Source organism: Binatus sp. (SeqCode), from assembly GCF_049584895.1.
Lineage (GTDB): Bacteria > Desulfobacterota > Binatia > Binatales > Binataceae > Binatus.
In genome coordinates, this window is record NZ_JBAUYR010000116.1 from 1 (window position 1) to 25,455 (window position 25,455).

Here is a 25,455-nt window from a genome sequence, read left to right on the forward strand (position 1 = left end):
CCTCGAATGCGCGCCACCGCCGGCGAGTTTCCGTTCGCTGCTTCGGAGATGGAGGAGGCCACAGGGCGAGCGACGTTGATACGTCACGAGGTTCGCTCTGATCGAAAATTGGAGATAAAATTAACCCCATGAAGGCGGTCGGAATATGGCTGCTGGCGTTATTGCTCGCCGTCACTTGCGTATTGCCGGCCGCGATTGCGCCGAGCGCGACGACGAAGGGCGATGCAGCTCGCGCCGTGTTCAATCTCCCTTTGCGCAGTAGCCGGCGTCCAAGCCGGGCTATGCCGTTTGAGGAGAACCTTCGCTCGCTCTCGCTGCAAGAGGATTCCGCGCCTCGAGGGTCGTTCGGAAGAGTCTTAAATCCGGGCCTGCGGCGGATGTCACGTTCTTTCTCGCGCGCTCATCTCTCTGCAACTGAGCCTTCCGTTTTTCCTCTTACGCTTCTCTGCCGTCTGAGAATTTAGCTCTCACCGTTAGTCGCGTTTAGCGGGAAATCGCCGAGCAGGAGCTTCGAGAGCATGCCCGGCGATCGCTTGACGTCTGCAACGGACCTTCGCGCAGACTGGATGCCATCTAGATTGCGCGCGGAATCGTTTCAGGGAGGTTTGAGGAGAATGTTGGACAAAGATGAAGAAAATCGAAGGCTTCGCGAGCAAGACCTTTACGCCTGGAGCAAGGCGACCGAGCTTCTGTTGGTTGACCGTAGAATCCAGGAAATCGATTGGGACGCCGTCGGAGACGAGCTCGAAAAAAGCGCGGGAATGAATGATGCGAACCCAGTGAGGGAAGCTGTTGAGAAACTCCTGACTCATCTGACGATTTGGAACGCCGGCTCGCAGTATCACAGTCCGGCGCGGCGCTCTGAAATCGAATCAGCAAGATTCAAAATTGACGATACCCTTTCCCGATCGCCGTCGCTTGCGGGACTGATCGAGCTTGAGTGGAGGAGTTTGTACAGGCGGGCTCGCTTTGCTGCGATGCTGATTCTGGGGGAGAAAGCAGCTTTGCACGAGGTACTAACTTCGGATCTCGTGCTGGTCACCGCTGATGAACCCGAGGCGGAAACTGAGGCTCTTGCCCTCATGCGGCTCAGCCTCCGCATTACCGGGCTAAAGCTTCGCGTCGCAACAAATCCCGACGACGAAACTGACGATTCCGATGAAGATCACTATGCATGGTGTCGCGCGCAGGCAGCTGCGGCTCGATCCCGACAATTTGACGAACTGGATCCTATCGGCATTGCGGAGGAAATCTCGAGCGTGGGAACCTCGGTTCGACGCGCCGTGATCGAATCGTTGGCGGGACTCCTGGACAAGGTGATCGCGTGGCAGGCGAGGCGCTGCAGCTTGAGCCTGAAGATCAGGATCGCTTCGGATCGCGCTCGTGTACGCGCGCTGCTTTTTAAGAATCCGAGTCTCGCCGCCGCACCGGAACTCATGACCGAAGCCCACAAATTCATAGTGAGAGAGGGAGAATGGGGAGTCGTCGCGCGCGAATCGATGTCATTGCAATCGTCTCGCTGGACGCTGGCCGAAGTCGTCGACGACGCATCTATTACTGAGCGTGACTCCGCATTCGCTGACGCGAGAGACGCTTCCTGATCAAAAGACGCAGACGCCGCCGCCCATGGACAAGGAACTGCAAAACACCACTCGTTCGCTGACCAGTCGCGCGAAGGTTCTGTGGCGTATCGCCGGTCCTATCGCCGCGCTCGCCGCATGTGCACTACTGCTCGTTCTTCTGAGCGATTTGTCACGCGGCCTGGACTATCACGGAATGACGCAGGCGCTTCGCGCGACCCCACATCGACTTGTCTGGATTTCCATTCTGCTGACTGTAGTTAGCTACCTGGCACTGATCGCGCGCGATCTGTGCGCGTTGAGCTACGTCGGCGTGCAGGTATCGACGCCCGCCCTCCTGCTCGCATCGTTCTGCGGCTCCGCGCTCGGCAACGCCATCAGCTTCAAGGCGCTGACCGCCGATGCGGTTCGCGATCGCGTGTATGGCGCGGTCGGGGTGCGCCCTGAGCAGACCGCGCGCGTTATGCTCTTCATCAACGTGGCATTTGGCATTGGCCTCGCAGCGTTCGCAGCGCTAAGTCTGATGCTCGCCGGGAATGCGATAGCGCACTTGTTGCCCGCTCCGATCGCGTCGATTCGATGCGCCGGCGCCGCCGCGTTGCTCGCGATCCTCCTCACATTGCTGCTCCGTTCATGGCGACGGCAACCTGTGGCAATCGAGCGGCTTTCGATCGCGATGCCTTCGCTTGCGATCACACTCGTTCAGCTCGTCGCAAGCGCAATTGATTTGGCGGCGGCTGCAGCGGCATTTTGGTTCCTGCTGCCGCGCGCACAGATCGACTTCTTCAGTTTCGCGGCGGCGTTTTCGGCGGCAACCGCGCTTGGCGTGATCAGCCGGGTGCCGGGCGGCCTCGGAGTTTTCGACGTCGTCATCTTCCTCGCGCTGAGACACTTCGTCCCTCCCAACGACGTGGTCGCTGCGTTGCTGATCTATCGCGGCGTGTACTTCGTGCTGCCGCTGCTGCTCGCCGCCGCATCATTGGCGGGGTTGGAACTGAGGAGCGTGCCGGGCCGTTTTCGCTCGAAAGCAGGGGAACGGGTTTCGCTGGGAGCGGAACTGCTCGCGCCGATTTTTCTAAGCGCCGTGACCTTCGCGATGGGCATCGTTCTGGTTGTATCGGGCGCGACCCCGGCGATGGATTGGCGACTTGCGGCGCTGCAAGGTGTTCTGCCGCTATGGGCTGTCGAGATCTCGCACTTGCTTGCCACTCTGGCCGGGGTTCTTCTGCTGTTCGTCGCGCGCGGCTTATATCATCGCCTCGACGGCGCTTGGTGGCTGGCTCTGATCGTCGCGTTGGCCGACGTTGCATTGAGTCTGACCAAGGGACTCGCATTCGGTGAGACCGCGGCAATCGTTTTCCTGGTGTGTCTTCTGCTCGCGACGCGACGCCAGTTCACTCGGCCCGCGGCTTTCATGCATCAACCGTTCAGACTGGGCTGGTTCATAGCGATTGCCATCGTCATCGCGTGCGCGATCGGAATCCTGCTGTTCGCCTTTCGTGACATCGCCTATCGGCGGGAAATCTGGTGGCAGTTCGAGTTCGACGCACAGGCATCGAGGTCGCTGCGAGCGATTCTCGGCGCGTCGATTCTGGCTCTCGGCATTTCGCTATGGCAGTTACTGCGGACGGCGCCTGGCCGGGTCGAGCCTCCTTCGGAACAAGAGCTATCGCGCGCTGCGGCCATAATTCGTGGCCAGGAGTGCAGTGCCGCGATACTGGCATTGATGGGCGACAAGAGCTTCCTGTTCTCCAGCTCGGGGAACTCGTTCCTTATGTATGCCAAGCGCGGCAGGAGCTGGGTTGCACTTTTCGATCCCGTGGGACGCTGCGAGGAATGGCCGGAACTGGTTTGGCGCTTCGTCGAACTTGCCGACAAACACGGTGGACGCGCTGCCTTCTATCAAGTTCGTCCCGATAGCCTGCCGCTGTACCTGGACGCGGGTCTTAGGGTCGTGAAGGTCGGCGAAGAAGCTTGCATCTATCTGGACCAATTCAGCCTGGAAGGTTCCCAGCGCTATGGGCTGCGCCAGGCGTTGAAGCGCGGTGAACGCGAAGGACTGACATTCCAGATTCTGCCGCCACGACACGTAAGCCTGGAACAAGACGTCCTGAGTCAGATCTCGGAAAGATGGCTCGCCACGCATCATACCGTCGAACGGCGTTTCTCGGTGGCGGGCTTCGAGCCAAGGTTCGTGGAGGCTCAATCGGCAGCGTTGTTATCGCAACATGGTAAGCCGATCGCGTTCGTCACTTTCATGACAACGGATCTGCAGACCGAAGCTACAGTAGGACTCATGCGGCAGGTGCCGAGTGCGCCACCGTGCACGATGGAGTGCTTGTTCACACAGTTGGCGTTGGAGCTGAAAGGGCGGGGCTTCAAGCGCCTCAGCCTTGGGATGGCGCCATTGGCGGGGATAGCACGCACGCCGCTCTCGTCACGATGGCATCGACTGGCCGGCCTGCTGTGGGAGCATGGCAAACCGATTTACAATTTTCAGGGTCTGCGCAGCTTCAAGAATAAGTTCCGCCCGGTCTGGGAACCTCGGTATCTTGCGGCATCGGGCGCAGCTGGTCCGTTCATCACGCTGGCGGACGTGGCAGCGCTCGCCAGCGGATACAGGCGAGGTTCCTCTGCGATATGACTGGGTTTCGTTGTGCGATCGCTTTCATCGCTGCAGCCTTTTGCCTTTGTGCATCGACCGCGCACGCATTCGAGCCCGGCCGTTTCGGCAGCGCCAGACTAGCCGAGCCGACAGGTGAAGCTCGTGCGATCGTGATCTACTTTTCCGGCCGCAAAGGATTATCTAAGACAGATGACGCCGCCGCACAGGCGATAGCGAAAGGCGGAGCGTTGGTCGCCGAGGTTGATAGCAGAAAATATTTGAGGGGGCTCGGTAAGCTCAAGGAGAAGTGCCACTGGCTGGTTTACGACACCGAACTGCTCACCCGCCAGCTCGAGCGGGAGCGCCGGCTTCCAACCTACCTGACGCCAATCGTCGCAGGAGTCGGCGAAGGCGGGACGCTTGCTGAGTTGAACCTGATCCAGGCTCCCGCGGTCACCATTGCGGGTGCCGTGTCGCTTGATCCTGCAGAGACAATCGCTAGCAGGCAACCAATTTGTTCCGACCTGCCCACGACGGCGCGCAGAGGCGGATATCGTTACGGCGCCCCAAAAAGATTACCCGGCTTCTGGATAGTCGGATTAACACCGAAGGTCCACAAAACGGATCGCGAATACATCATGAAGCTGCGTCACGAGGGCGCGACGATCGATCTCCATGAGATGCCGCTCAGCATGGCGACGGGCGACGCGTTGCGATCGTTGATCGAGCCGTATCTTGCGAAGCCCCGGCCGGCGGTCACGAAAATTCCTACGAATACTGCGCCGACTGTCGATATCTCCGCGTTGCCGCTCGCTGAGCTGCCGGTTGGACATCCGTCGAACCTGATGGCGGTGCTTCTCTCGGGTGACGGCGGATGGCGCGACCTCGACAAGACCATCGCGGAAGACCTTCAGCAGCAAGGTGTGCCGGTCGTTGGCTTGGACACTCTCCGATATTTCTGGAGCAAGAAGACGCCGCAGCAGACCGCCGATGTTGTCGCCGCGCTGATCCAGACGTTTATGACGAAATGGCACGCCGACAAAGTAGCGTTGGTCGGTTATTCATTCGGCGCCGACGTGATGCCGTTCGCCTACAACCTTCTGCCGCCGAGCTTGCGTGACCACGTGGTTCTGATCTCTCTGCTGGGACTCTCAAAATCCGCGGATTTCGAAATCTCTGTTCGCGGATGGCTGGGCGAACCGCCCGGATCCGACGCACTTCCGGTGTTGCCGCAAGCAACTAAGATTCCGCCGCACCTGATCCAGTGCTTCTACGGGCAGGACGAGACAGATACTGCCTGTCCTCAGCTTGCGCAGCTCGGCGCCGAAACGTTCCGCAGGAATGGCGCTCATCATTATGACGGCAACTACGGGCCACTTGCCGATGCGATACTTGCAGGTTTCAAAAGGCGGGCGAGCGTACCCTTGAAGTCAGAGAGTGCAAGCGACTGACTAGATGGCCTTGATCCGTTCTTGCAGAGGTCGGCGGCAAGCGGTAACTCCCGATTAGAAAGGTATCCGCGTGGCAAATCCGATTGCGCGAGTGCTGTCGCCTGGCCCGTCCGCCGACAGCGAGCCTACGTCCGCCGGCAAGTGGCTGGTGGCCGCCTCCGTGATGATCGGCACCTTCCTGTCGGTCATGGACGCGACGGTCGTCAACGTCGCAATGCCGCACATGATGGGCAGCTTCGGCCAGGACCTGCTGACTATCACCTGGGTTTCGACCGCCTACAGCATCGCCGAAATCATCATGATCACGATGTCGGCGTGGATGACCACGCTGCTTGGCCGCAAGCGGCTGTTCCTCGCGTCGATGGTCCTGTTCACCGTGGGCTCGGTATTGGCGGGAACTTCGAAGACCCTGACTCAGATGATCTTCTATCGCGTGCTGCAAGGGATCGGAGGCGGAAGCCTGATGCCTTGCTCGCAGGCAATCGCGCGAGAGACTTTTCCGCCCTCCGAGCAGGGTATGGCAATGGCCGTTTACAGCATGGGCGTCGTGCTCGCGCCGGCGATCGGGCCGGTCATCGGAGGATGGCTGGTCGACAACTATGGCTGGCAGTGGGTCTTCTACATCAACGTGCCGTTCTGCATCGTGGGCCTGATGATGGTCAGCACGTTCGTGCACGACCCTTCGTACTTGAAGCGCGGCGTCGCACGCATCGACTGGACCGGAATCGGCCTGCTGACCCTGGGGCTCACTATGATGCAGGTCGTCCTCGAGCGCGGCGAAGAAGTCGACTGGTTCTCAAACCATCTGATCGTAATAGGCTCTGTTGTCGCCTGCGCCGCGCTGCTGGCGCTGGTGGTGTGGGAACTCCACACCGACGAACCGGTGATAAACCTCCGCTTGTTTCGCAACGTACCTCTCAGCGTGGGCTCGAGCCTCGGGATGGTAGTCGGCTTCGCGCTTTTTGGATCGAGTTTCCTGCTGCCGCAATTTACGGAGACCTTGCTTAACTATCCTGCGTACCAGGCCGGAATGGTCCTGATGCCCCGCGCTGTAGCAATGCTGCTGACGATGCCTGTGGTCGGACGCCTCTACAATTACGTAAGTCCAAGAATCCTGATCGCGATAGGCATAGTTGCTTTGGTCCTTGGTTACCGGCAGCTCAGTCACTTCACACTCACAGTCAGCTTCGCCAACTTCATGCCGATCCTGATAATGACTGGAATCGGTATGGGCGCTTCGATGGTGACGATGAGCACGGTCTCACTGAGCACCGTGGCACGCTCTCAAATGACCGGAGCGTCGAGCCTGTTCACGCTGTCGCGGCGGGTTTCCGGCAATATCGCATATGCGATGCTGGCGACGATGCTCGCGCGCCGCTCGCAGGTTCATCGCTCGGAGTTGGTCGGCGCTTTCAGTGGCACCAATCCGACATTCCGCTCGACCGACACTCAGTTTCGAAGTCTTCTCAGCGGTTATGGAGTCGCGTCGACGCCCAGCCGCCGATCGGACTTGGCGATGCTGAGCCGAATTGTCAACAATCAGTCCACGATGATGGCCTACAACGATTGTTTCTGGCTGATGGCAGTCATGCTGGTTGGCGTACTGCCCTTTCTGTTCTTATTGCCCAAGACCGGTGTGCCACAAGAAAGCGAAGCGTTTGTGGAATGATTAGACTGAATCAACCCAAAACATGAGGGCAAGCTTCACGAGTCAAGGAATCGCGCGCCCGCATGTTCAATGGTTCCTCACCGCACATTTGTGCATTTTATCGCCAATATGTTCAGCCCGCTTCTCCTAAGTTTTAACTTGAGACCCCTCAGCCATCTTGAGTTGCGTTTGTTCCTTACGCGGGTGGCGTCGCGTCGACAGCATTCGTGTTGAGAGCATCTTCTTGGGCGACTCCCCTTCAGAGAGCCTTAAGTAATCGACCTCCCGAATTGAAACTCTGACAGCGCTTTCGCGTCCTATCTATAGGATACGAAGATGAAAGCAAATGTTGCAATGGGACTGGGTGGTCTAGCGGCAATTATACTCGACTTTGTCGTTGTAGCGTCAATCGTTGGTCTGTTGCTGCTCACGCGATGGCTCGGAGTCGGCTGGATGCTCGACGTTCTCACGGTTCTGCTCATAACCTACGTAGTAGGTGCTTGGTTCTACGGCCAACGCTTCAGCGCCTTCCTGGGTCGTCAGAAGGGCTAGCGTTTCAGACGCCGTCGGCATCGGGGATTCTGTCCAGCGGATATCGATCAAGGTAGAAGATCGCGAAGGTCGGATTCTCGATGAACGATGCGCTGTGGATTCGGTGAGAATATTCATTTTGCTGAAGCAGGTCGGATCACGTCAGCAGGAAGCGATCGCTGTGCGCCATAGTTGTTGTCTGTCGTTTGACACTCGAATTGGAGCATTGCCAGATACGACGGTCGGCCCGGCGTACAGCGATTCCAGGACCTGGAGAATTCTGGTGCGAACCTACGCCGACGGTGTCACTCGCCCGCAGCAGTGCGAGGTTTGATCGAACTAAGCCGCGAATGTGCGTTGTCTATAGCCTGCTTGCGCAGGCCAAAGTACAACGCAATCGCGCGATCCGCCTCGAACAGGCGATAGGTTGAAAATTCAGGATCATTGCGCTGCTGACTCGCGAGCATCCGCATGTCCTGACTGGTGAACACCAACTCCATGTCGAACTTCGCAGCCAGCCGCGCGATGACTCTGCCGCCCAGCCATCCTGGAATATAATCCTGTCCGTATCGCGCCCACAGCCACGTATGGTCGCGATCGATCGGCGTCGCGCTGGCGACAAACTGTATTCCCCGGGCCACCTCGATCGTCGCGAGGGTTGGTAAACGAATCGCGTAAGTGAAGTTGTAAGTCGGCCGCATCAAGCCAGATCGTTCGTGATGTAGCGAGACCTTCATTCGAATTACGGCGCCGTCGAGCCGCGCTTCCTGCATCTCGACGCGAGTTCCTGCTCCGGGGATAGTCGCTCGATGAACGAACGGCACGTGATGCATGTCGCCGAGGTTCTCCATCACGCGCAGGTATGAGACGGGATAGTCGCGCTGCACGAAGCTGGTTCGCGGACTTGGATCCGGCGCTTCCGGGAACCACGGAATTTCCGCGGCGGGCGCGGACTCACCGTACCAGTACCAGATGAGACCATGCGCCTCGCGAACCTGGTGCAGATTCAGATCGAAGCCGCGCGGTACGGGCTGGCCCTCGCCGTTGGCGGGAATCATTACGCATCGGCCGTCGTGATCGAAGCGCAGCCCGTGAAATGGGCACACCAGGCAGTCGTCGCGCACCCATCCGAGGCTCAACTCCGCCGCGCGATGCGGACATCGGTCCGCCATGCATACCGCAGTGCCGCTGCCATCGCGCCACAACACCAGTCGCTCGCCGAGGCGCGCGATGCCGACCGGTTTGCGAGTTTTCAATTGCAAGCTGTCCAAGATCGGATACCACTGATTCGGGATGAAATCGTTGTTAGTCATGGTTCTTCCTTTTCGATCCCATCAGCGCGGGGAAAGCCTAAGCGGCGACGATCCATTTCCGGGCCTCTGACGCCTGGTCGGATGGGAAGACTCGCATCGCTCCGGGCATCAGTAAGCGAAAGGCGCCCACCGCATGCCTGATCCAGGCGACGTCGGTCACGACGGCCACTCTTTCCCACCGTGAGAGATGTTCAATTCCGAGTTTGAAGTCTTCCCATTCGGCGCCGAAATCGATTCCGGTGAATTCCGAACCCAGATCATAGTAGAGCCGCAGCTTTGCATTTCGCTTCAGCGCCTTTTCTATTGCCGGTATCACCACCTCAAGGTAGTCCTTTCTCGTCACTACGCCCTTGGCCTGTATTCCCACTACATTGTCGGGAAAGCCTTCGATAATCTCGATCATAGTTTGTCTCCTCCGGTAATAATCGCCTCAGCTCGCGGAAACAGACCACGCATAGCGATCGCGGTACCGCGCCGGATTTCGTTGCGCACCATCTCGGCGCTAATCGCATCATTCATCAGATAAGCGGTCATCCAGGTGAAAGAGACGCCGTACAGAACCGTTGCCGCTGGAATGGGTTCTAGATCGGATGCGAGAACGCCACAGTCCCGGTAGTGCTGAAGCAGCGAAGCAAGTTGCGATACGAGTTGCGCGTCGCTTTCGAATAGTCGGCGCCCAACGACCGACGGATCCGCGATCGCCGCGCCGAACAGTTCCCGCCACAGCCGCCGGTCGTCACGCGTGAAGTCGTCGAGAAAAATCTCGGTGAACGAGCACGCGGCCGCGACCGCGTCGCGCGGCGGGTCGTCGAGGATCTTCCGTCCGCGCGCGATCAGCGATTCTGATTCACGTCGGATGATCGCGAGCAGCAGCGCCGATTTCGAGGGGTAGTAGTTGTAGATGGTGCCGACAGCGAGGCCCGCGCGCTCGGCGACATCTTCCATCGCGACATCGGCGTAGCCCGTTCTGGCGAACAGTTTCGCCGCCGCCTTAACGATACGACGCTGACGCTCCAGCTTTTGCCGGTCGCGGAGTCCGACCGGCCGTTCGTCTAAAGATGAATCCATTCACTATATTTATAGAGCTGATCCGATGTGCTTGTCAACAAAGCTGAATAGATTCATCTTTATTGCGAGGGGCCGATGGGGCTGCCAGGTTTTAGAAAGCACCCGGAAGACTTAAAACTCCGAAACACAAAATGAGCAGTAGCATTCCGGTGCGGAGCCCATGCGCGGCCCATTCGCGACTGATTATTCCCAGCCGGCTGGCGGCGACGATGTTGGGATGTTGCCGGGGATAAGCATTCCTGCGCCTATCAGCAGGCCAAGCATCGCGAAGTGTTGCTGATTGCGGCTGAGCGCCGGCCCGATCTCCACTGCGGCGAGAGTAGCGTTGTCGACCACCGCCGATATCGTGTTGAGCCAGAAGAGCAACGCGCCAGGAAGATTGCGCGAGTGACGGAAGAGTTGCGTGAGCTGGAGCGGCTGCGCGAGCGAGTTGCGGAGGACTTCGCCGACCGTTTGAGGCAATTACATCGAGCGGTCGACCTGGGCTTTCCCGAATTTACCAGTTACGTGCGAACGCTCGAGAGCCGGCTGGCAGAGCGACAAGGCAACGTTCGGCCCAACAAAAACCGGGCTGGGACGCAGTGTCGATATCAGCCCGGCGCTGAGGGACGTTGTGCGCCTGCGGATGCTCAAGCGCGCGACGCGAACTCAAGTAGATCGAGGCGAAGGCGGCGGGGTAGAGCTGGTATTCTCGAATCCATCGGGGACTCCGCTCGACGATTCCCGATTGCGAAAGCGATTCGATCTCGCGATGGAGGAGACGGGGATCGCCGGCCACGTTCTTTACGACGCGAGGCACACTTACGCTTCCACGCCCTTGGCGCGTTGCCGAGATTTCGTTTATGTCGCATCGCAATTGGGGCATGCCAGCCCAAAGACCACGATGGATCACTATGCCCACCTTTTGCCGGGCGTCGATCACAACTACGTCGACTTACTCGACGAGTCCGAAGCGGATTGGCAGCGATTTGGCAGTCGCTCGGACAAACAGCGTATCGAGATTGAAAAACCTATTGAATCTGTTTGACTTTTTGGAGCCACCCGCCGGATTCGAACCGGCGACCTGCTGATTACGAAACATCTAAGCGACCCCGAGCCGTGGACACGGAGTGGACACAAGAACCCTTTAACTGTTCATAAAAGTCAGGTTTAATCGAGTCATTCATTGACAACCTGCTGATTATCGGTGACAATCAAGGTCACTGAAATAGCAATCTCTGTGGACACGGTGTGGACACGGGTGTGGTTGTCATGGGCCTGCGAATCACCGAAAGAACGATCAAATCGCTAAAGCCGCCCGCGAGTGGCAACCGCATTTTCTACGACAATCAGGTTGGCGGTTTTGGCGCGCGCCTCACCGCCAGCGGAGCAATCTCCTTCATTCTGACATACTGGACCGGGGGCCGACAGCGGCGCCACACGATCGGGCGCCATCCTGAACTCAACGCGGCTGCGGCGCGTGAAGAGGCAATTCAGCTGCGGGACTCTATACGTCGCGGCGGCGATCCTCTCGGCGATAAGGAACAACGACGCGCTGCACCTACCGTTGCCGATCTGTTCGAAGACTTCATGGAGCGCCACGCTAAGATTTATCTGCGGCCGAACAGCATTAGATGCTACGAGGTCATGGGCCGGAAGATTATCGTACCCAAGATCGGAAACATCAAAGTCGCCGATCTCAGGCGGCGCGATATCGAGGAGCTCCATCAATCGCTCAAAGAGACCCCATACCATGCGAATCGTACCCGTGCGCTTTTGAGCAAAATGATGAGCGTCGCGAAGAGGTGGGAATGGCGGAATGACAATCCCTGCGAGGGCATTCCCAAGTTTCCGGAAGAGAAACGAGACCGGTGGCTTTCAACTGAGGAAATTGAGCGCCTCTGTGATGCGCTCGATAAGCATCCCAATCAGTCCGCGGCGAATGCGATTCGGCTGCTGCTACTCACCGGGGCACGTCGCGGAGAAGTCCTGACGGCCACTTGGAAAGACTTCGATCTAGTGCTCGGCGTCTGGACGAAGCCAAGCCATTACACGAAGCAGAAGCGTACAGAGCACGTGCCGTTGAGTCCGCCTGCGTTGCAGCTAGTAGTCTCGATGAAAGAGAGAAGTGGCGAAAGTGAATATCTCTTCCCTGGCGCTATCGCAGGAAAACCGCTTCAAGAAATCAAGCAAGTATGGTCGGCAGTCTGCAAGCAGGCGAATTTGAAGAGCGTCAGGTTGCACGATCTGCGACACACGTACGCCAGTCACCTGGTCTCTTCCGGCATGTCGCTCCCAATCGTTGGACGCCTGCTTGGGCACACGCAGCCCCAGACTACGGCGCGTTATGCGCACCTTGCCGACGATCCGTTGCGTCAGGCAACGAATCGCTTCGCTTCAATTGTGGCTGCCGCCCGATCCCGCAAGCGGGCCGACGTTGTTCCGCTGCGTCGAGACCGGGACGCGTGATGGATCGACCGCGCGTAGACGGGCCCGCCTCGTACGACCGGCCCGTGGTTCAGGGCGTTCACAGGACGCGATCCACGCGCTCACGGATTCGAGGCGGTAGAAGACCTTTCGCCCGAATTCGACGCGCGGCGGGCCTTCTCGAAAATGATGCCAGCGCGCGATAGTTCGCTCTGAAACCCCGAGTGCTTGCGCCAAATCCTTTTGCGTCAGGTAGCCGGCGAGAATCGATGAAAGCCGATCGGACTCTTCAGACTCGGAACTCTGAATCTCGGGCATTTGAGTGATGCCTCCTCCACGAGATGAAGGGACCGCCCGCGCCCCCCGTCCACACCTCAAGCGGTATCGGAGTGCAAACACGGTGCCGCGATCGACGAACCATGTCTGTCGATGGCTGGCTGTGTCTGGTCGCTCCTGGAGCCTCGCGGACGATGCGAAGTGTGCATGTGCAGATTCTGCACACACACCTCGGCCGGTTCGATGTCACTCGAGGACATTGACGGCAGGGTGCTGAGGTGTCTATGTGGTACCCCGATTGTTTAGGTCTTTTACCGGAATCGAAATTGTAGCGCGATGCGAAAGAGTGAGTGCCGCTTAGCGTTCGGCTGCACTCCAGCAGCAGCGTGGCATGATTCCAATGCAGGCGACTCGGTCATATTACGTCTGGTAGGCAACCGCTCCCAAGACGCGCGGCCACCGCACTCTCGATAGTTCCTCAGTGAAATAGCGGCCAGAACAAGCAAGAGAAGCCGGGCAAATGGCTGAACGGAGCTGAGGTGATGCAAAACCTATATACGAATCGTAGCCACTTCGGCGATTTTGTGCAGAACGCTTTTACTGCGTTCGGCGAGAAGTGTGAGGTTCAGATTGCTTCGGCGTTCTTCTCAGAGGCGCAGGTCATACGGGACTTGGTGTCGCGACAGTGCACGGTAAAGCTGGTGGTCAGATTGGGATCGGGAACCTCCCCGGACGCACTTGTCCGTTCCGTCAGCATGCCGGGGGTGCAGATCCGCTATTTTTCTGACCGATCCTTTCATCCCAAGCTCTACATCTTTGGCGGCGCGTGCTGCTTGGTAGGTTCCGCGAATCTCACTACACCGGGAATGCGATCAAATCAGGAGGTGGCTATCCTCCTTCCGTCTGACGACCCTAGATTCGATGAACTCTCACGACTGTTCGTCGATTTCTGGAGCCAGGCCAAGGCCTTAGATCGCGCCGAAGCGGAGCGATTCCGGCGCGCGGTTAGTTCAGTGCCGAAACGGCCGGACCCAGATGTCGATCAGGTCGTGCAAGCGGAGTTCGGTTGCCACGCGTTTGCGAATATTGAACGCGATCCAGTGAAGGAGAGTAGAAGAGGGGCATATTTAGAGAGCTATCGCCGTCGTTATGAAGAGTTTCGCCATGCGTTTGCGACGGTTCGAGAAATTTATACGAAATTAGGCAGACGCCTGGTTCCGGAAGAGAATCTGCCTTTGCGAATAGAAATCGACCAGCTCTTCAACTTCATTCGCAACGAGCTCGCCGCAGGCGATTCCTATAGAACGGCGGCTCTTCTGCAGGGCCCCCCACTTGAGGCGCGCGTCAAAGATGCCATTGAACGATTCTGGCAGCGCGACCCCGATTACCTGCATGAAGTGACGAGGGACCGGTGTCCCCTGATTCGCAAGGTGCTCGGAACCCCTGGCAGTATCGACGCTGCGACTGAGGACGAGTTGTACGATGCTCTTTTGATAGTTCACGCGTTTCACGACAGGTTCAGATTTTTCGATGGGGGCGAACCAACTATGAAGAAAGTATTCCTAACCGAAAATGGCTTAGATCGCATCAAGAAGACTCTTTCCTATCTGTTACATGGATCGGAAAGCGATTACGTAGCGCGCATGGCGGATTGTATTTTCGATCCAAATTATCGCTTACAGGACTTCGGCGAGTCTTGTGTGCAAGAGACGCTTGGATGGGTAAACAACGAGGACGTTCCAACTTGCAACAGTCGCACGCTCAAGAGTCTCCGGTGGCTGGGCTTCGATCTCACAGTGGCGTGAGCGTCGAAGTGATGCCGAAGGTCTTTAGCTCACTGCGCGGCGTCTCCGATAATGCGCCGCAACCCTCATACGATTGCCGCAGCCAGTCGTGCTGCACCAGCGGCGCGTATGATTCTTGGACGTGTCGTAGAAAAAGGCCCCGCAAGCGGGATTGGCGCATCGTTTGACAAGCGCGAGATCTCCGTGACAGAGCAAATCGCTCGCCGACTGCGCGATCGGCACCATCAACTGCTCAGGCTCGTGCAAATCAAGGCGGGTCATTTCCTCGAAGCGCCCCGAGCTTCGCGCGCGCAGCACGCAGGCCGGACGCTTTTCAATCGTCTTGTTGATTGCTTCAAGTGATTCCCGTGCCACTGGCCGGCGTGTCGCGAGCTTTTCGGCCATGGCGAGGAGCGCCCTGCGCAAGGCGAGCGCGTCTAAAAAAATGCGCTCCGCAGCACCCGCGCTTCCTCCCCACAATTTCAGAGCGCGTTGTAACTGCGCTCGATTCACAAGCCGAGACTCGCCAAGCCATTCAATCAAGTCGGCGAAACTCCGCAGCGAATCGAAGTGGCGACCGCCTTCCTTCGTGAACTCCGTGTTAACGAAGTCGAGACAGTTATAATAGCCTACAAACTGAAATTTCTCGCCGCGGGCCATTTTCTTAGCTCTACCCATTCGCCGGAATCGTCTCCTAATACCTCAATTATTGTTGACGTGTTAGGGCGGGGCGACTATTTATCCACAGGCGGTAGCGGAGCGGAGGCGGTGACGGGGAAACATCCGCTTGGGAGTTCGTCATGATTGGCCAGTCTGTACCGATGCGCCGGATCATGAGCCTGATCGAACGTATCGCCTCCTGCGATGTGCCTGTTTTGATCACCGGCGAGAGCGGGACCGGAAAAGAGATCACGGCTCAACTCATTCACCAGCTCTCGTCGCGTAAGGACGGTCCGTACCTGGCCGTCAACTGTGCCGCGATTCCTGAGACGCTGATCGAGAGCCAGTTGTTTGGTCACGAAAAGGGCGCGTTCACAGGCGCGGATCGTCGGCACGAGGGACTCTTCGAGAGTGCGTCCGGCGGAACACTCCTCCTCGACGAAATTACGGAGATGCGATGCGAAACGCAGGCCAAGCTGCTTCGTGTGCTTGAGGAGGGAACGGTGCTGCGGATCGGGGGTTCGAAAGAGATACCCGTCAACATGCGGGTGCTGGCGGCGACGAACCGTTCAATCGACCGGGCGCTTCGAGACGGGTTGCTACGCGAGGACCTGTACTTCCGGCTGAAGGTTTTTTCAGTTCATCTTCCTCCTCTCAGAGAGCGTATCGAAGACCTGCCCTTCTTGATCGAGCATTTCATTCAAAGAACGAACGAAAAGCATGGCGGGCGAATCACGAGCATCGATGATGACTGCCTGAACGCGCTCGCCGCCTACTGGTGGCCGGGCAACATCCGCGAATTGAAACACGCAATCGAGCATGCCGTAATTGTCTCCGAAACGACTCAGTTGGCACTCAGGGACCTGCCCTCAGAGATTGAGGCGAGCGCCCGGCCGGACAGTTCCTTTACCGTTCACCTCGGCTCTTCGATGAAAGATGTCGTCGACGAATTAATTTGCCGTACAGTCACATACGCCGGTGGCAACAAGGTCCGCGCTGCGAAGATTTTGGGCGTCAACCGCCGCACGATTTACAGCCGACTTGAAAATTATGAGGTACATGAAACGAACGGCCGCGTGAACGGCCGTCCATACCGCAACGGCCGGAATGGCCTGAGGTGACGGCGCGATCGCGTCGCATGTCGTGCGGTATACGCTCGAATACTCCCCAGCAGATTGTCGAGCTGGAAGTCTCGCAGCCCTTGCAGTTTTTTGAGGTATCGGCGAAGCGCATCCTCTAAGAAACGGCTGGGCACGTCCGGCATACTGGCTTGGCAGCTTTACAATTCCTTTATTCTTCTTCGCGGCGGTCTGACCGGCGGCTGGCCTGTTTTTCTTCATATTCTTCAACATCGATCAGCATCTGTTCGTCCTTCCACCAAAGAAAAGACAACACATCGCCATAGCTCGTCCGGATGGAATGCTCGTCAATGTAGTGACCTTCGGCCTCGGGGTGATCGAACCATGCTTCGGCTGGAACGTCGCCTTGCAGTTCATCGATTCCGCCCTTCAGCAAGTCGAAGGCCTTCATACCTGACCGCGGCGTTTGTGGCGGCCAGAGTCTTTCTGCAACGGCGGAAGCACGAACAAACCACTCGCGGCCCTGGCGGCTGTAGTAGATAAGCATTGTTGGGAGAGGCCCGCACTCGACTAGTCGGATCGCCGTGGACGTCGGGCTGGTGTTGAACGTCTCAGCTAAACTTTTGACCACATGGAAGTCCATCGTCTTGAAGATGTTTGCCTTTGGCAAAAACAGCGAGACAGGGAGGAGAAGGTCGCTAGCGTAGCGGTTTGCTCGCGTCTCAGGGTTGTGCCTTGACCACTCCTTTGCGAACTGCGCTTCATGGCAGCTAAACGAGGCTTTGCCTCTGTCGTGCATCCAGTGACCCAGCTCGTGCGCCGCAGAAAATCGTTGCCTTGGGCGGCCTGCACTTGAATCGACGGTAATTATTGCGCTGTCCCCGTTTCCGACGATGCGGGCAGCGCACCCGGTCAACGGACGGTAACGGATCGTGGCACCAGAATGGAAGGCTATCGCCTCGATGTCGATTTCATCCGGGCTGGTAATGCCCAGCTGCTCGAGAAGCTGGGCTGGAGACCGGAAATAATCATTACTCGCCATTGGTTTTGTCGCGATCTAGCTTTTCTAAAATGCCCAGCTCGGCAAGATCCTCAAGATAGGTTTCGATGTCGTTGTCGGTGAGGTTTTCTAAGTCCCGGTACTGGGCCGTCACGAACTCTGCAAACTGCGGCTGCTGCGTAAATAACGAGAATAGTTGTCGCCGCTCCTTGGGCGTCTTCGGAAGCGAATACGGCTTCTTCTCCATCTTCTTGATTTGACTGCTGTATGCCGCGCGTGCGGCTTCTAAGGCGCGCTGCCGGAAAGCTTTCACCGTGCCCAGCATCATGGTTTTCAGGCGCGCGGCCTCGGCGTCCGGGTCGACCCCGCGCATTCTAAGCTCTTCCAGGAGATCCTCATCGCTTGCCTCAAGGATGGAATCGTCGAGCGCATCGATAAGAGCGTCCAACTTTTCCTGATCGGTTCTGTTATTGGCCATTACTTCCTCCTCTGTCACGGTCGGCAGTCAAAGCGGAAGTATCTAAACGTCTGCGGATTCTGCGCACGATCGTGTTGTAGTCGTTCTGAGACAGGCTCCAAAGCTCACGCACGGCTGCTGGTTCGTAGCCTTCCTGCCAGGCTGTCAGCACCATCTGCGCCTTTTCATCGTCTTTAAATGAATTATCGATCAGCTCCAGCGTTTGCTTGGCACTCAGCCGTTGTTCAGGGTTTGGACCTGGTTCCTCTGCTTTATCCAGCGGACTGTAACTTTCGCCTCCATCGTTCTCTCGGCGGAGATCAGCTTCCACCACGGGTGTGTCTGCTTCGTATGAACGTACCCAGTTGTTCGAGATGCTCTGCATGGCTCCAGTCAACAGACCCATAAATCCAACCTTGCTTTTGTTCCAGCGCCGAACGTCCCCCAGGAGATCGGCCAAGGCTGTCTGGAGGAGGTCGTCCCCCGTCATGCTTTTGGCCTTCGGACCCAACTTCCGGATGCGGTAATCAGCGAAGAGCTTCAATCTGGCCCAATCGCCGGGCGTGAGCGCCTGGATCGCAGCCGCGATCTCTGCCGGCGTCGCGGCCACGTCGTCGGGCACGCGGCGCGGAGGTTGTGTTGTCATGTGAGCTTCCCGGGCAAGTTTACCGCGCTCAGGTTCCTATAACGAAGAAATGCTCGTTGATGGGCGGCAATCGACAGAGCCGCCGAACTTTTTTTACCACTGTGTCAACGGCGTGTCGAAAACGAGCACTAATACAGTAGGAGCAGTCCAGAGCGGCTCCATGGCGGGCATGACGCCCGCTAGAATAACGACTTGTGAGGTTTAAGAAGATGAGCAGACCTAACTGGCAAAAAAGCTTTCGATGCGTGCCGGACGCAATCCTGGCCCGGGTTTCGAAAATCCCCGGCGATGAAATCATTGTGTCGTGTGTGAAGAAGGTGTCGGCCTCCGAGCTTGGATCCGGCACGTACGGACACCTCGAAATGTCGATCCAGGGCGACCACCCGGTGTTTCCCAGCCGCATCGTGCCGGAACCCACCTTTGGAACATGCTCACTGCGGAACGTGCAGGGACAGGAATTATACGCAGGGATCTTCCGATGGTCACAAAGACCTTTATCGCAGAGACGCCCAACTGGGGCGACTGGAGCAATGGCAGTCATGAAATTTCCTGGGACCGTGACGTTTATCAGCGCGACTTCATTCCGCCCAAGGAACTGGAGATTTCCATCGAGCTGCTGACCACGGAGCCGGGAGAGAGTCCTGTTTTCGTGTTCAGGTTCCGCGTGGAAGAGGTTCTGAACAAAAGGGCCGCTGATTTCGAGGCTTCCCTGTTCTCGAATTTGAACCTGCTCCAGGAGAATACCGGCGCGGTAGATGTTTTCGCAGCCGATGCGGACGCCAATGCGTATCTCAAATCCGTTTCGGTCTATTGGGAGATTCTGCCCCCCGGTGAGCGTAGCGAAATGCTGACGCATATTTTGGCGAAATTCCGGGAGCCCACCAAAGAGCTGAGGGAGAAACTGCTCGATCGGTACAGGGTCCTCGAAAAGCTCGGACCGGTCGCCTACATCAGCGGAACAAGCGGGTCTCAGCGCTACTTCGGTGCGCAGTTCGCTGACAATCTCGTGGTGTTCGAAAACCTGGAATACGGAAACGCGATCTACGTCATGTTCGATAACTGGGAAGAGCTGAGCAAGCTCAGCCGCATCGAGTTGCTCAAGAACCGTCCGGGGTCTGGCTTTGAGCGGATTGTACATCGCGCGGGATGGAAGGACGCGCTTAAGAAACTCATCAAGCCCCGGTTGGCGGCTGCACAACAGGACATGGTGATGCATTAAGAGGGAGATTTAGCATGCCGAAAAAAGGAAAAGACTGTGAGATCGGGCTGGATCAACGGTGCCGTGATGGCGACGGTGAAATCAGGCAGAAGCGCGGGGACACGCTCGTCAAGACCCTGCGGAAAACGTATGGGCCAGATTTTGCGCCCGGAGTTCGCAGCGACACGCTTCTGGACACTCTGCGCAAGCGAGCCGGTGGAGAGTCACTCTCGAAAATCCTGAAGGATTGACTTAACGGCTCGTTCAAAAGAGCGATACTGCGGTCGTCGGAAATTCTTCGGGCGCCCGGCCCTACTGGCCGAACCGGTTCGTTTCGAAGCCCTTCATAAACCTCAATATGTTCGTGATAGCGTCGAAGATGAAGCGCGCTTCGACCTTGTCCACAATCTCATTGTCATGGGCAAACGAATCGTTGTTTCGAATACTATTGAAACTGTCGAAGATGCTGATCGAGCTTTTCAGTATCTTGAGAGAGATATCGCGAACCCTGCCTTCGCTCTCCAGAGCCTTGATGTATTTCCCGGCCCGGTTCTGCAGGGGAGCATCTTTATCAAATGCGATCCCTTTCTGGTCGAGGACAAACGCGAACTTCTTCATACAGTAGGTATGCAACCGGTCCAATGCGGCTTCGGGCTTGTTCGCCTGGGTGTCCCGTTCTATAGCGGAAATAAGCTCTTCGAGCGTCTGATTTTCCGCGAACTTCTCGATGGCGTCCGTGCGCGCTATGGACATAGCGCCTTCGATTGAGTGAACAATTCCGAAAAAGCGGTCCTTCTGCTGTCGTACGGTTTCCTTCTGCTCGTCGCTAGGTTCGCGAAGGGAGTCCCTATACTCCCACAACGCTCGCAATGCTTTGGCGACGACAGCTTCACTTTCGATTTCCAAGAAGGTCCGTAATCTTTTGCCTTTTGAAGAACCTTTGAGATGATATTTTGGATCGTCGATATTAACGGACAGTTCGTTCTCGAAGAATTCGGCAAATGTGCGGTCCGTGAAGTTCAGCACATAGCCGCTGCCCATCTCGAAGACATCTTCCAGAAACCTTCTGTCGCTCAATCTCAATTTGGTCATCAACACGTATCGACCTGCATGCCGGTCGGCCGTTTCAGCGGCGTAAAATATCGACCTTGCTGAGCTTGTCCAGCATGGCGACAATGGCGTCGAGATATTCAGAAAAGGCAGCGTGCAAATCCTCGAAGCGGTATTCAACGGGTGGGCTGGCCTTGATTGCGATCTGGAAACCGATGCGCTTCCCCTGTGCGTCTTTGACCTCCGCGGCGGCGCGTGACTGAATCGCGGAATAAAATGTGGCGTAGTCGACGGACGGTCTGATGTGATGCGCCAGCCTGTTTCTGTACGCAAGAGCGATATCGCCCTTCGGCGTGAGTTTCGGAATTTCCAAAGCATCGTCGATCTCATCAAAATCAGCCTGCGACAGCAGGCCGGCGGATAGCTTTGATGCGAGGCCTTTCTTCACGTTTTTGCGGGTAAGCTGCGTTTGTTCCCAATCAGGTTTGGTGGCATCCACAAGGTCGCCGCCCAAGCTTTCGTGCAACAATCGGTTAACGAGGTCCTGCACCTTGATGAGATCGTGAACGGCCTGGTTGAGCAGCGAGATTTTCCGGCCATGGATATAGAAGAGCTCGTTGAGCGCAACGTCGTCATCGAACGACGGCTCTTGAGAAGGTTCCAGTGCCTTGTAAGCCTTTGCCAAAGCAAGATGGCCTTCCACACCCATGATGAGGTTCGTCAATTCGAACCAAAGAGCCTGTGAATTCTGGATATCAAAGTATTTGATGAAACTTGCTGGCTGACGCGGAAAATCCATCCATCGCTGAGCGATGGCATTGTGTTTTGGTGCGTTCTGCGGACCCGCCATGACTTTGAGCTCGGCGAAAAGGATGCGGGCGATCCTTTGCTCGGCTGCACGATCCGGCGCGTTCGATGTCTGCACTTCCTGGCTCTCGACGCGCTTTGCGCCGTCCGCATGGCTGAAGGTGACTGATAGTTCTATTCGACTCATATCTGTTGCCGAGGTGTTGCCGATGGTCTTCTCGATTTTCAATCTGAACTGCGACTGTGTTTTTGTCCAACAAAAGATAAGGCTGCCTTCAGGTCTTCATGGTCGAAGGCCGAAGCCGTGCGGTCGATTTCCGTATCAACGAGGCCCAGCTTCGCCGCTACCTTTCGCCATGTAGCGACCGCCTGCCCTACTTCCGCCGCGATTTTGTGCGCTTCATCCGGACCTAGTTCGAAATACGAAGCGACTTCCAGTAGCGATTGCAGCGAGGCGGTGCCATCGTCGAGGTCGATTGCCGTGGCCAGAACGCGCGGCTTGATGTCGACAGGTACGGGATTAAGGTCATAGGCTGGTGCCAGCCGCCAGCCGGTGGGACCGGCATAGAGAAAGCCATGATTGCGCAGATGGTCGTCCGTGTTCGAGATGAGAATACTGAGCGCGATCCGCCGCCACAGCGCATGCATATCTTCCTTGGGTGCAGCACCGTACTGCCGGAGTGCATCTACGAACTCGAGATAGCTCCGCGTCTCGTTGTCGTTGGCTCCCAACATGCTCATTGCGGAAAGAAAAGGAAGCCGCGTTCCAGGAGCGCGATCGAAGCGGCGCAGCAAGAGCACGGATTTGCCGGCGACGGTTTCAAGCCTCCACTCTGGCACCGTGATGCCGGCTTTTGCCGCGAGTGTCAGGGCGACCGCCTCCCAGAGGACCGTGTTGATCTCGTCGCCCTTGTTCGGGAACTTGGCTATCGCCAGAGAGCCGTCGCGATCCCGAACTGACGCCTTGGGACGGGCGCCACCGAGCGAAGATCCGGGAGCCAAGAGCAGGCGCAAATCCTCATCCGTTTCGGCGTCAGCCAGAACGCGTTCGGTCGCCGACAAGAGATGCGGGAGTTCAATCAAGGGCGGTATCTTCGTGGGACCGTGCGCGGCCAGGAATGGCCCGCCCTCTCGTTCGGCAAAACGAAGAGCCCCTTGGCGCGCTTCGTCTTCCACCATGAGCAGGAAGTCGATCTCGCTCAAGGTGCGGGGCGTCGTTCCCTCTTTCTCCGCGCGGCGACGCTCGGCGCGGCGCATCAGGACCCGTCCCCATCGATCAGGCGCTGAATCGCCGATGGCTCCGAATAGTGGTTTTTCGGACGGCGTGTGAAACGGGCCGGGTCCAAGTGTCAGGGCTGGCTCTAGCGAGAAGTGCTCCGGCTGCGTGAGCCAACTCTTGTCGTATTCGAAAGTGGCGCTGTTGCTGCCCTTGCGCATGCGTCCCCACAGACGCCCCACCAAGTGGGGAGTTCCCTGCAGGTCCACATATACGAGAACTTCTTTTTCCATTATTCGAGGCTCGGCTGTTTTGTTTTGATGGGCCGCGGTCGATGTGAGAAGCGGATTCGCTGAGGGAGGTGTTCCTCCTCAAGCTCCCGGCCGACAGCATCGTTCCTGGGGTCTGCCAAATCGACCAGACGGTCGATCATTCCCAAGACGAAGAGCACAGTGGCATAGGTCCCTAGTGAGACGCCCGGATCGCCGGTCTCAACTTTTCGGAGGGTCATGCGGCTTATGGAGGCGCGCTGCGCCAGTATCGCCACGGGAATGCGCCGCCGCCGTCTGGCATCACGAATATCGTGCCCAAGCTTGTTGAGAGCGCGTTTCACCGGTATTGGCGATCCTGAAGCTAAACGATTCTTTTTCATTTAACGTCCATTAAAATGACCACTACAGTCTCTAATGTATAACATCATGGACGTTAAGTCAATCAGTCTTTGGTGGAACACCAAATCACACAAAACTTTACGTACACAATAATGGACGTAAATGGATTTAAAGAGCAGAATAATGGACGTTGCATTCAAGCGGTCTGCGTCAATGCAAAGGCGGAGTGGCTGCTAAGCGCACACGAGATTGCAGTCCATAGGGTTTCGATGATCCGAGATCAGGTTCAGATCGGTCACGATGATTGCAGGTTGCTCAAGGCCTTTGAAGCGAAGTGTTCCCCGTGAGCACGAGTTGGATAGAATGGAGTGATTGAGGAAGAGAGGCTTTTTGGCTCATCTTAACTAAAAGACGGCGCCCGAGCGTAAGCTCGGGCGCCGCGAGTTTTTCAGAGGCCGCCAATGTTGAGAATATAGTCCGCGGCATGTTGAGCCTGGGCGGCGGCGTGAATCAAAAGCTTGCGATCATCTCGAAGTTTCTTGAGCCAGCCTGCGAGATAGGCGGCTTGATTGCGAATGACCACGTTTGAGATTCCGGCTTCAGCGCAAAGATAGGCTGCCGAAAATTCCGCAATAAGTTCCTCGAGACTGTACGCGGGCGAACCGAACGGCGCGGCATCGTTGATCGACGCACGGTTGAGGCGCTTCGGGTGCCCTACTGCATGGGATGCCTCATGGAGCGTCGTAGCACTTTCCTCCTCCGCGCTGATGAAAAGCTCGCGCGGCGGAACAGTAATTCGATCCGTGATTGGCGAGTAAAACGCCTTCGAACCTGCGCGCACAATCTCCGGCGGATTGGGCATCCCGGCGATGATCTTTTCGACAGCATTGATCGGATCGTGTTGGTGCGTTTCGATCTTAGGCAACTTGGCGATTACAGCTTGGGGAAGGTCGCATTGTTCCACATTGAACACACGATACAGTCTGAGCAGGAATCGTCGGCGCGTTTTCTCTTCGGGTTCTCCGTCGTCGAGTTGTTGGTTAGGCTTCAGGTCTTCGACCTTCCAGAAAGTGACGATTGAGCTTTCTTCGCCTTTCCGCACGTGTCCGCCGAGTTCGTTCGCTTGACGAATAGTAAGCCAGAACGGTGAAACGTACTTCGACGCCGAAAGTAGGAAAACGTTGACGCCTCGATATGGCTTCTTGCTTACAAGATTGCGTGGCAGTCCGGTTGAAGCCCACGGTTTGCGCCAAGGCACGATTCCAGCTTCAAGAAGATTGATTATCTTCTCGTTAACTATGGCATAGGTATCCATTTTCGTAACTCCAAATTGATGAGGGCTTGGAAATTGAGAGCCGCTTTCGCGGCTCTCTCTTGACAAGTGCCCGTTAGAACGGGATATCGTCGGACGCTTCCGCCTTCGGCGCGGCGGTTCCGTTCGGCCGATTTCCGAGCAGACGGAGTTGCCGCGCCACGATTTCAGTCCGGTAGCGCCTGCCGCTTCCGTCCTTCGCCTCGTACTGGCGGCTAGTGAGCCGACCCTCGATGTAAACCTGGCGGCCTTTGCTCAGGAACCGCTCGCACGTATCGGCCAGCCGTCCGAATGCGACGATCCGGTGCCAGTCCGTGCGCTCCTGTTTCGCGCCATTGCGGTCCGTAAACCGCTCCGTGGTAGCCAATGAGAAATTCGCCACGTTCTCCCCAGACGGCAGCGCACGAATGTCGGGGTTAGCTCCCAGATTGCCGATCACGATCACCTTGTTAACTGACATGACTACGAACCTCCTTGTTCGTTTGCGCCCGCTTCCCGTCATCGGGCAGGACGCGTTCTGTTTGATTCCCGCGCCAATTTTTTTCCGCGCGGCCCTTACAACCTGAACAGGAGGGCCGTGCGCAGATTTCTAGATGCGCGAGTGGAGCGGGCGGCAGGACGTGCCAGAGTGAAGCGGCCCGAATGGGCTGGCGCGTCGTGCTAGCGCAGCGAACGCCACCACTGAGAGCGGCAGCGAAGCGGAGATCGCAGGCGGAGTTGGGGTGCGGCGTGGGGCCGCGGTGCGAAGTTTACGGAG

Annotated in this window: 27 protein-coding genes; 11 read left to right on the forward strand and 16 right to left on the reverse strand. The window is 57.3% G+C overall.

Annotation, left to right across the window (positions count from 1 at the left end):
* Positions 1-244: hypothetical protein (locus WB650_RS19975; RefSeq protein ID WP_423961748.1), on the reverse strand; the 244-nt coding region annotated here is incomplete at its 3' end.
* A gap of 370 nt (positions 245-614) precedes the next feature.
* On the opposite strand from WB650_RS19975, the gene WB650_RS19980 reads away from it, so the two are divergent.
* From WB650_RS19980 to WB650_RS20000, 5 genes are all read left to right on the forward strand, one after another.
* Positions 615-1,601, forward strand: a complete 987-nt coding sequence (locus tag WB650_RS19980) for a DUF29 family protein (protein ID WP_422305694.1) — start codon at positions 615-617, stop codon at positions 1,599-1,601.
* Complete coding sequence (gene mprF, locus WB650_RS19985) at positions 1,564-4,224, forward strand: bifunctional lysylphosphatidylglycerol flippase/synthetase MprF (RefSeq protein WP_423961750.1); 2,661 nt, start codon at positions 1,564-1,566, stop codon at positions 4,222-4,224. The genes WB650_RS19980 and mprF overlap by 38 nt, the downstream gene beginning before the upstream one ends.
* Positions 4,221-5,636 carry a virulence factor family protein gene (locus WB650_RS19990; RefSeq protein WP_423961752.1) on the forward strand — a complete coding sequence of 472 codons (1,416 nt, stop codon included), beginning with the start codon at positions 4,221-4,223 and terminating at the stop codon, positions 5,634-5,636. Before mprF ends, WB650_RS19990 begins: the two co-directional genes overlap by 4 nt.
* Positions 5,637-5,706: 70 nt before the next feature.
* A complete protein-coding gene (locus WB650_RS19995; protein ID WP_422302215.1) occupies positions 5,707-7,305 on the forward strand; it encodes a DHA2 family efflux MFS transporter permease subunit in 1,599 nt (532 codons plus the stop codon).
* Between the two features lie 315 nt (positions 7,306-7,620).
* Positions 7,621-7,836, forward strand: coding sequence for a hypothetical protein (locus WB650_RS20000; RefSeq protein ID WP_422302216.1), 216 nt, complete (start codon positions 7,621-7,623; stop codon positions 7,834-7,836).
* Positions 7,837-8,120: 284 nt separating this feature from the next.
* On the opposite strand, the gene WB650_RS20005 is transcribed toward WB650_RS20000, so the two are convergent.
* The 4 genes from WB650_RS20005 to WB650_RS20020 all read right to left on the reverse strand — a co-directional run bounded on the left by WB650_RS20005 (position 8,121) and on the right by WB650_RS20020 (position 10,658).
* Positions 8,121-9,128, reverse strand: coding sequence for a Rieske 2Fe-2S domain-containing protein (locus WB650_RS20005; RefSeq protein ID WP_422302218.1), 1,008 nt, complete (start codon positions 9,126-9,128; stop codon positions 8,121-8,123).
* A 37-nt stretch (positions 9,129-9,165) separates the two neighbouring features.
* Positions 9,166-9,531 carry an STAS/SEC14 domain-containing protein gene (locus tag WB650_RS20010; protein WP_423961755.1) on the reverse strand — a complete coding sequence of 122 codons (366 nt, stop codon included), beginning with the start codon at positions 9,529-9,531 and terminating at the stop codon, positions 9,166-9,168.
* On the reverse strand, positions 9,528-10,196 hold the full coding sequence (locus tag WB650_RS20015) for a TetR/AcrR family transcriptional regulator (RefSeq protein WP_422305860.1): 669 nt from the start codon (positions 10,194-10,196) through the stop codon (positions 9,528-9,530). The genes WB650_RS20010 and WB650_RS20015 overlap by 4 nt, the downstream gene beginning before the upstream one ends.
* Positions 10,197-10,379: 183 nt before the next feature.
* Positions 10,380-10,658, reverse strand: a complete 279-nt coding sequence (locus tag WB650_RS20020) for a DUF1646 family protein (RefSeq protein WP_422305858.1) — start codon at positions 10,656-10,658, stop codon at positions 10,380-10,382.
* A gap of 109 nt (positions 10,659-10,767) precedes the next feature.
* Here WB650_RS20020 and WB650_RS20025 point away from each other — a divergent pair, with 109 nt between their 5' ends.
* Both WB650_RS20025 and WB650_RS20030 read left to right on the forward strand, forming a co-directional pair.
* A complete protein-coding gene (locus tag WB650_RS20025) occupies positions 10,768-11,223 on the forward strand; it encodes a tyrosine-type recombinase/integrase (protein ID WP_423961786.1) in 456 nt (151 codons plus the stop codon).
* A gap of 224 nt (positions 11,224-11,447) precedes the next feature.
* Positions 11,448-12,644: a tyrosine-type recombinase/integrase gene (locus WB650_RS20030; RefSeq protein WP_423961758.1), complete on the forward strand. Its 1,197-nt coding sequence runs from the start codon at positions 11,448-11,450 to the stop codon at positions 12,642-12,644.
* Here WB650_RS20030 and WB650_RS20035 read toward each other — a convergent pair.
* On the reverse strand, positions 12,573-12,920 hold the full coding sequence (locus tag WB650_RS20035) for a helix-turn-helix transcriptional regulator (RefSeq protein ID WP_423961759.1): 348 nt from the start codon (positions 12,918-12,920) through the stop codon (positions 12,573-12,575). The two genes, WB650_RS20030 and WB650_RS20035, sit on opposite strands and share 72 nt — an antisense overlap.
* Positions 12,921-13,420: 500 nt before the next feature.
* On the opposite strand from WB650_RS20035, the gene WB650_RS20040 reads away from it, so the two are divergent.
* Positions 13,421-14,683: a phospholipase D family protein gene (locus tag WB650_RS20040; RefSeq protein WP_423961761.1), complete on the forward strand. Its 1,263-nt coding sequence runs from the start codon at positions 13,421-13,423 to the stop codon at positions 14,681-14,683.
* A 24-nt stretch (positions 14,684-14,707) separates the two neighbouring features.
* On the opposite strand, the gene WB650_RS20045 is transcribed toward WB650_RS20040, so the two are convergent.
* Positions 14,708-15,322: a CGNR zinc finger domain-containing protein gene (locus WB650_RS20045; protein WP_423961762.1), complete on the reverse strand. Its 615-nt coding sequence runs from the start codon at positions 15,320-15,322 to the stop codon at positions 14,708-14,710.
* A 140-nt stretch (positions 15,323-15,462) separates the two neighbouring features.
* Between WB650_RS20045 and WB650_RS20050 the strand changes: the two genes are divergently transcribed.
* On the forward strand, positions 15,463-16,443 hold the full coding sequence (locus WB650_RS20050; RefSeq protein ID WP_423961764.1) for a sigma-54 interaction domain-containing protein: 981 nt from the start codon (positions 15,463-15,465) through the stop codon (positions 16,441-16,443).
* A gap of 169 nt (positions 16,444-16,612) precedes the next feature.
* Here the strand turns inward: WB650_RS20050 and WB650_RS20055 are convergent, their stop codons facing one another.
* The 3 genes from WB650_RS20055 to WB650_RS20065 are packed head-to-tail and all read right to left on the reverse strand — an operon-like array spanning position 16,613 to position 18,504.
* Entirely contained in the window at positions 16,613-17,443 is an 831-nt protein-coding gene (locus WB650_RS20055) for an ImmA/IrrE family metallo-endopeptidase (RefSeq protein WP_423961766.1), read from the reverse strand.
* Entirely contained in the window at positions 17,433-17,879 is a 447-nt protein-coding gene (locus WB650_RS20060; protein WP_423961768.1) for a hypothetical protein, read from the reverse strand. The genes WB650_RS20055 and WB650_RS20060 overlap by 11 nt, the downstream gene beginning before the upstream one ends.
* Positions 17,869-18,504, reverse strand: coding sequence for a hypothetical protein (locus tag WB650_RS20065; protein ID WP_423961770.1), 636 nt, complete (start codon positions 18,502-18,504; stop codon positions 17,869-17,871). The genes WB650_RS20060 and WB650_RS20065 overlap by 11 nt, the downstream gene beginning before the upstream one ends.
* 304 nt (positions 18,505-18,808) lie before the next feature.
* Here WB650_RS20065 and WB650_RS20070 point away from each other — a divergent pair, with 304 nt between their 5' ends.
* Both WB650_RS20070 and WB650_RS20075 read left to right on the forward strand, forming a co-directional pair.
* The gene (locus tag WB650_RS20070) at positions 18,809-19,723 is read left to right on the forward strand and encodes a hypothetical protein (RefSeq protein ID WP_423961772.1); all 915 of its coding nucleotides are present in this window, start codon (positions 18,809-18,811) and stop codon (positions 19,721-19,723) included.
* Positions 19,724-19,737: 14 nt separating this feature from the next.
* Positions 19,738-19,953 carry a hypothetical protein gene (locus WB650_RS20075; protein ID WP_423961773.1) on the forward strand — a complete coding sequence of 72 codons (216 nt, stop codon included), beginning with the start codon at positions 19,738-19,740 and terminating at the stop codon, positions 19,951-19,953.
* Positions 19,954-20,014: 61 nt separating this feature from the next.
* Here WB650_RS20075 and WB650_RS20080 read toward each other — a convergent pair whose 3' ends face one another.
* The 6 genes from WB650_RS20080 to WB650_RS20105 all read right to left on the reverse strand — a co-directional run bounded on the left by WB650_RS20080 (position 20,015) and on the right by WB650_RS20105 (position 25,158).
* The gene (locus WB650_RS20080) at positions 20,015-20,794 is read right to left on the reverse strand and encodes an abortive infection family protein (RefSeq protein WP_423961775.1); all 780 of its coding nucleotides are present in this window, start codon (positions 20,792-20,794) and stop codon (positions 20,015-20,017) included.
* Positions 20,795-20,828: 34 nt separating this feature from the next.
* Complete coding sequence (locus WB650_RS20085) at positions 20,829-21,788, reverse strand: hypothetical protein (protein ID WP_423961777.1); 960 nt, start codon at positions 21,786-21,788, stop codon at positions 20,829-20,831.
* Entirely contained in the window at positions 21,785-23,068 is a 1,284-nt protein-coding gene (locus tag WB650_RS20090) for a type II toxin-antitoxin system HipA family toxin (RefSeq protein ID WP_423961779.1), read from the reverse strand. The genes WB650_RS20085 and WB650_RS20090 overlap by 4 nt, the downstream gene beginning before the upstream one ends.
* Entirely contained in the window at positions 23,068-23,427 is a 360-nt protein-coding gene (locus WB650_RS20095) for a hypothetical protein (protein WP_423961781.1), read from the reverse strand. The genes WB650_RS20090 and WB650_RS20095 overlap by 1 nt, the downstream gene beginning before the upstream one ends.
* Positions 23,428-23,834: 407 nt before the next feature.
* Positions 23,835-24,701 carry an ArdC family protein gene (locus WB650_RS20100; RefSeq protein WP_423961783.1) on the reverse strand — a complete coding sequence of 289 codons (867 nt, stop codon included), beginning with the start codon at positions 24,699-24,701 and terminating at the stop codon, positions 23,835-23,837.
* A gap of 73 nt (positions 24,702-24,774) precedes the next feature.
* Positions 24,775-25,158 (reverse strand): single-stranded DNA-binding protein, encoded by a 384-nt coding sequence (locus WB650_RS20105; protein WP_423961784.1) that lies wholly within the window; start codon positions 25,156-25,158, stop codon positions 24,775-24,777.
* Positions 25,159-25,455: the final 297 nt, after the last annotated feature.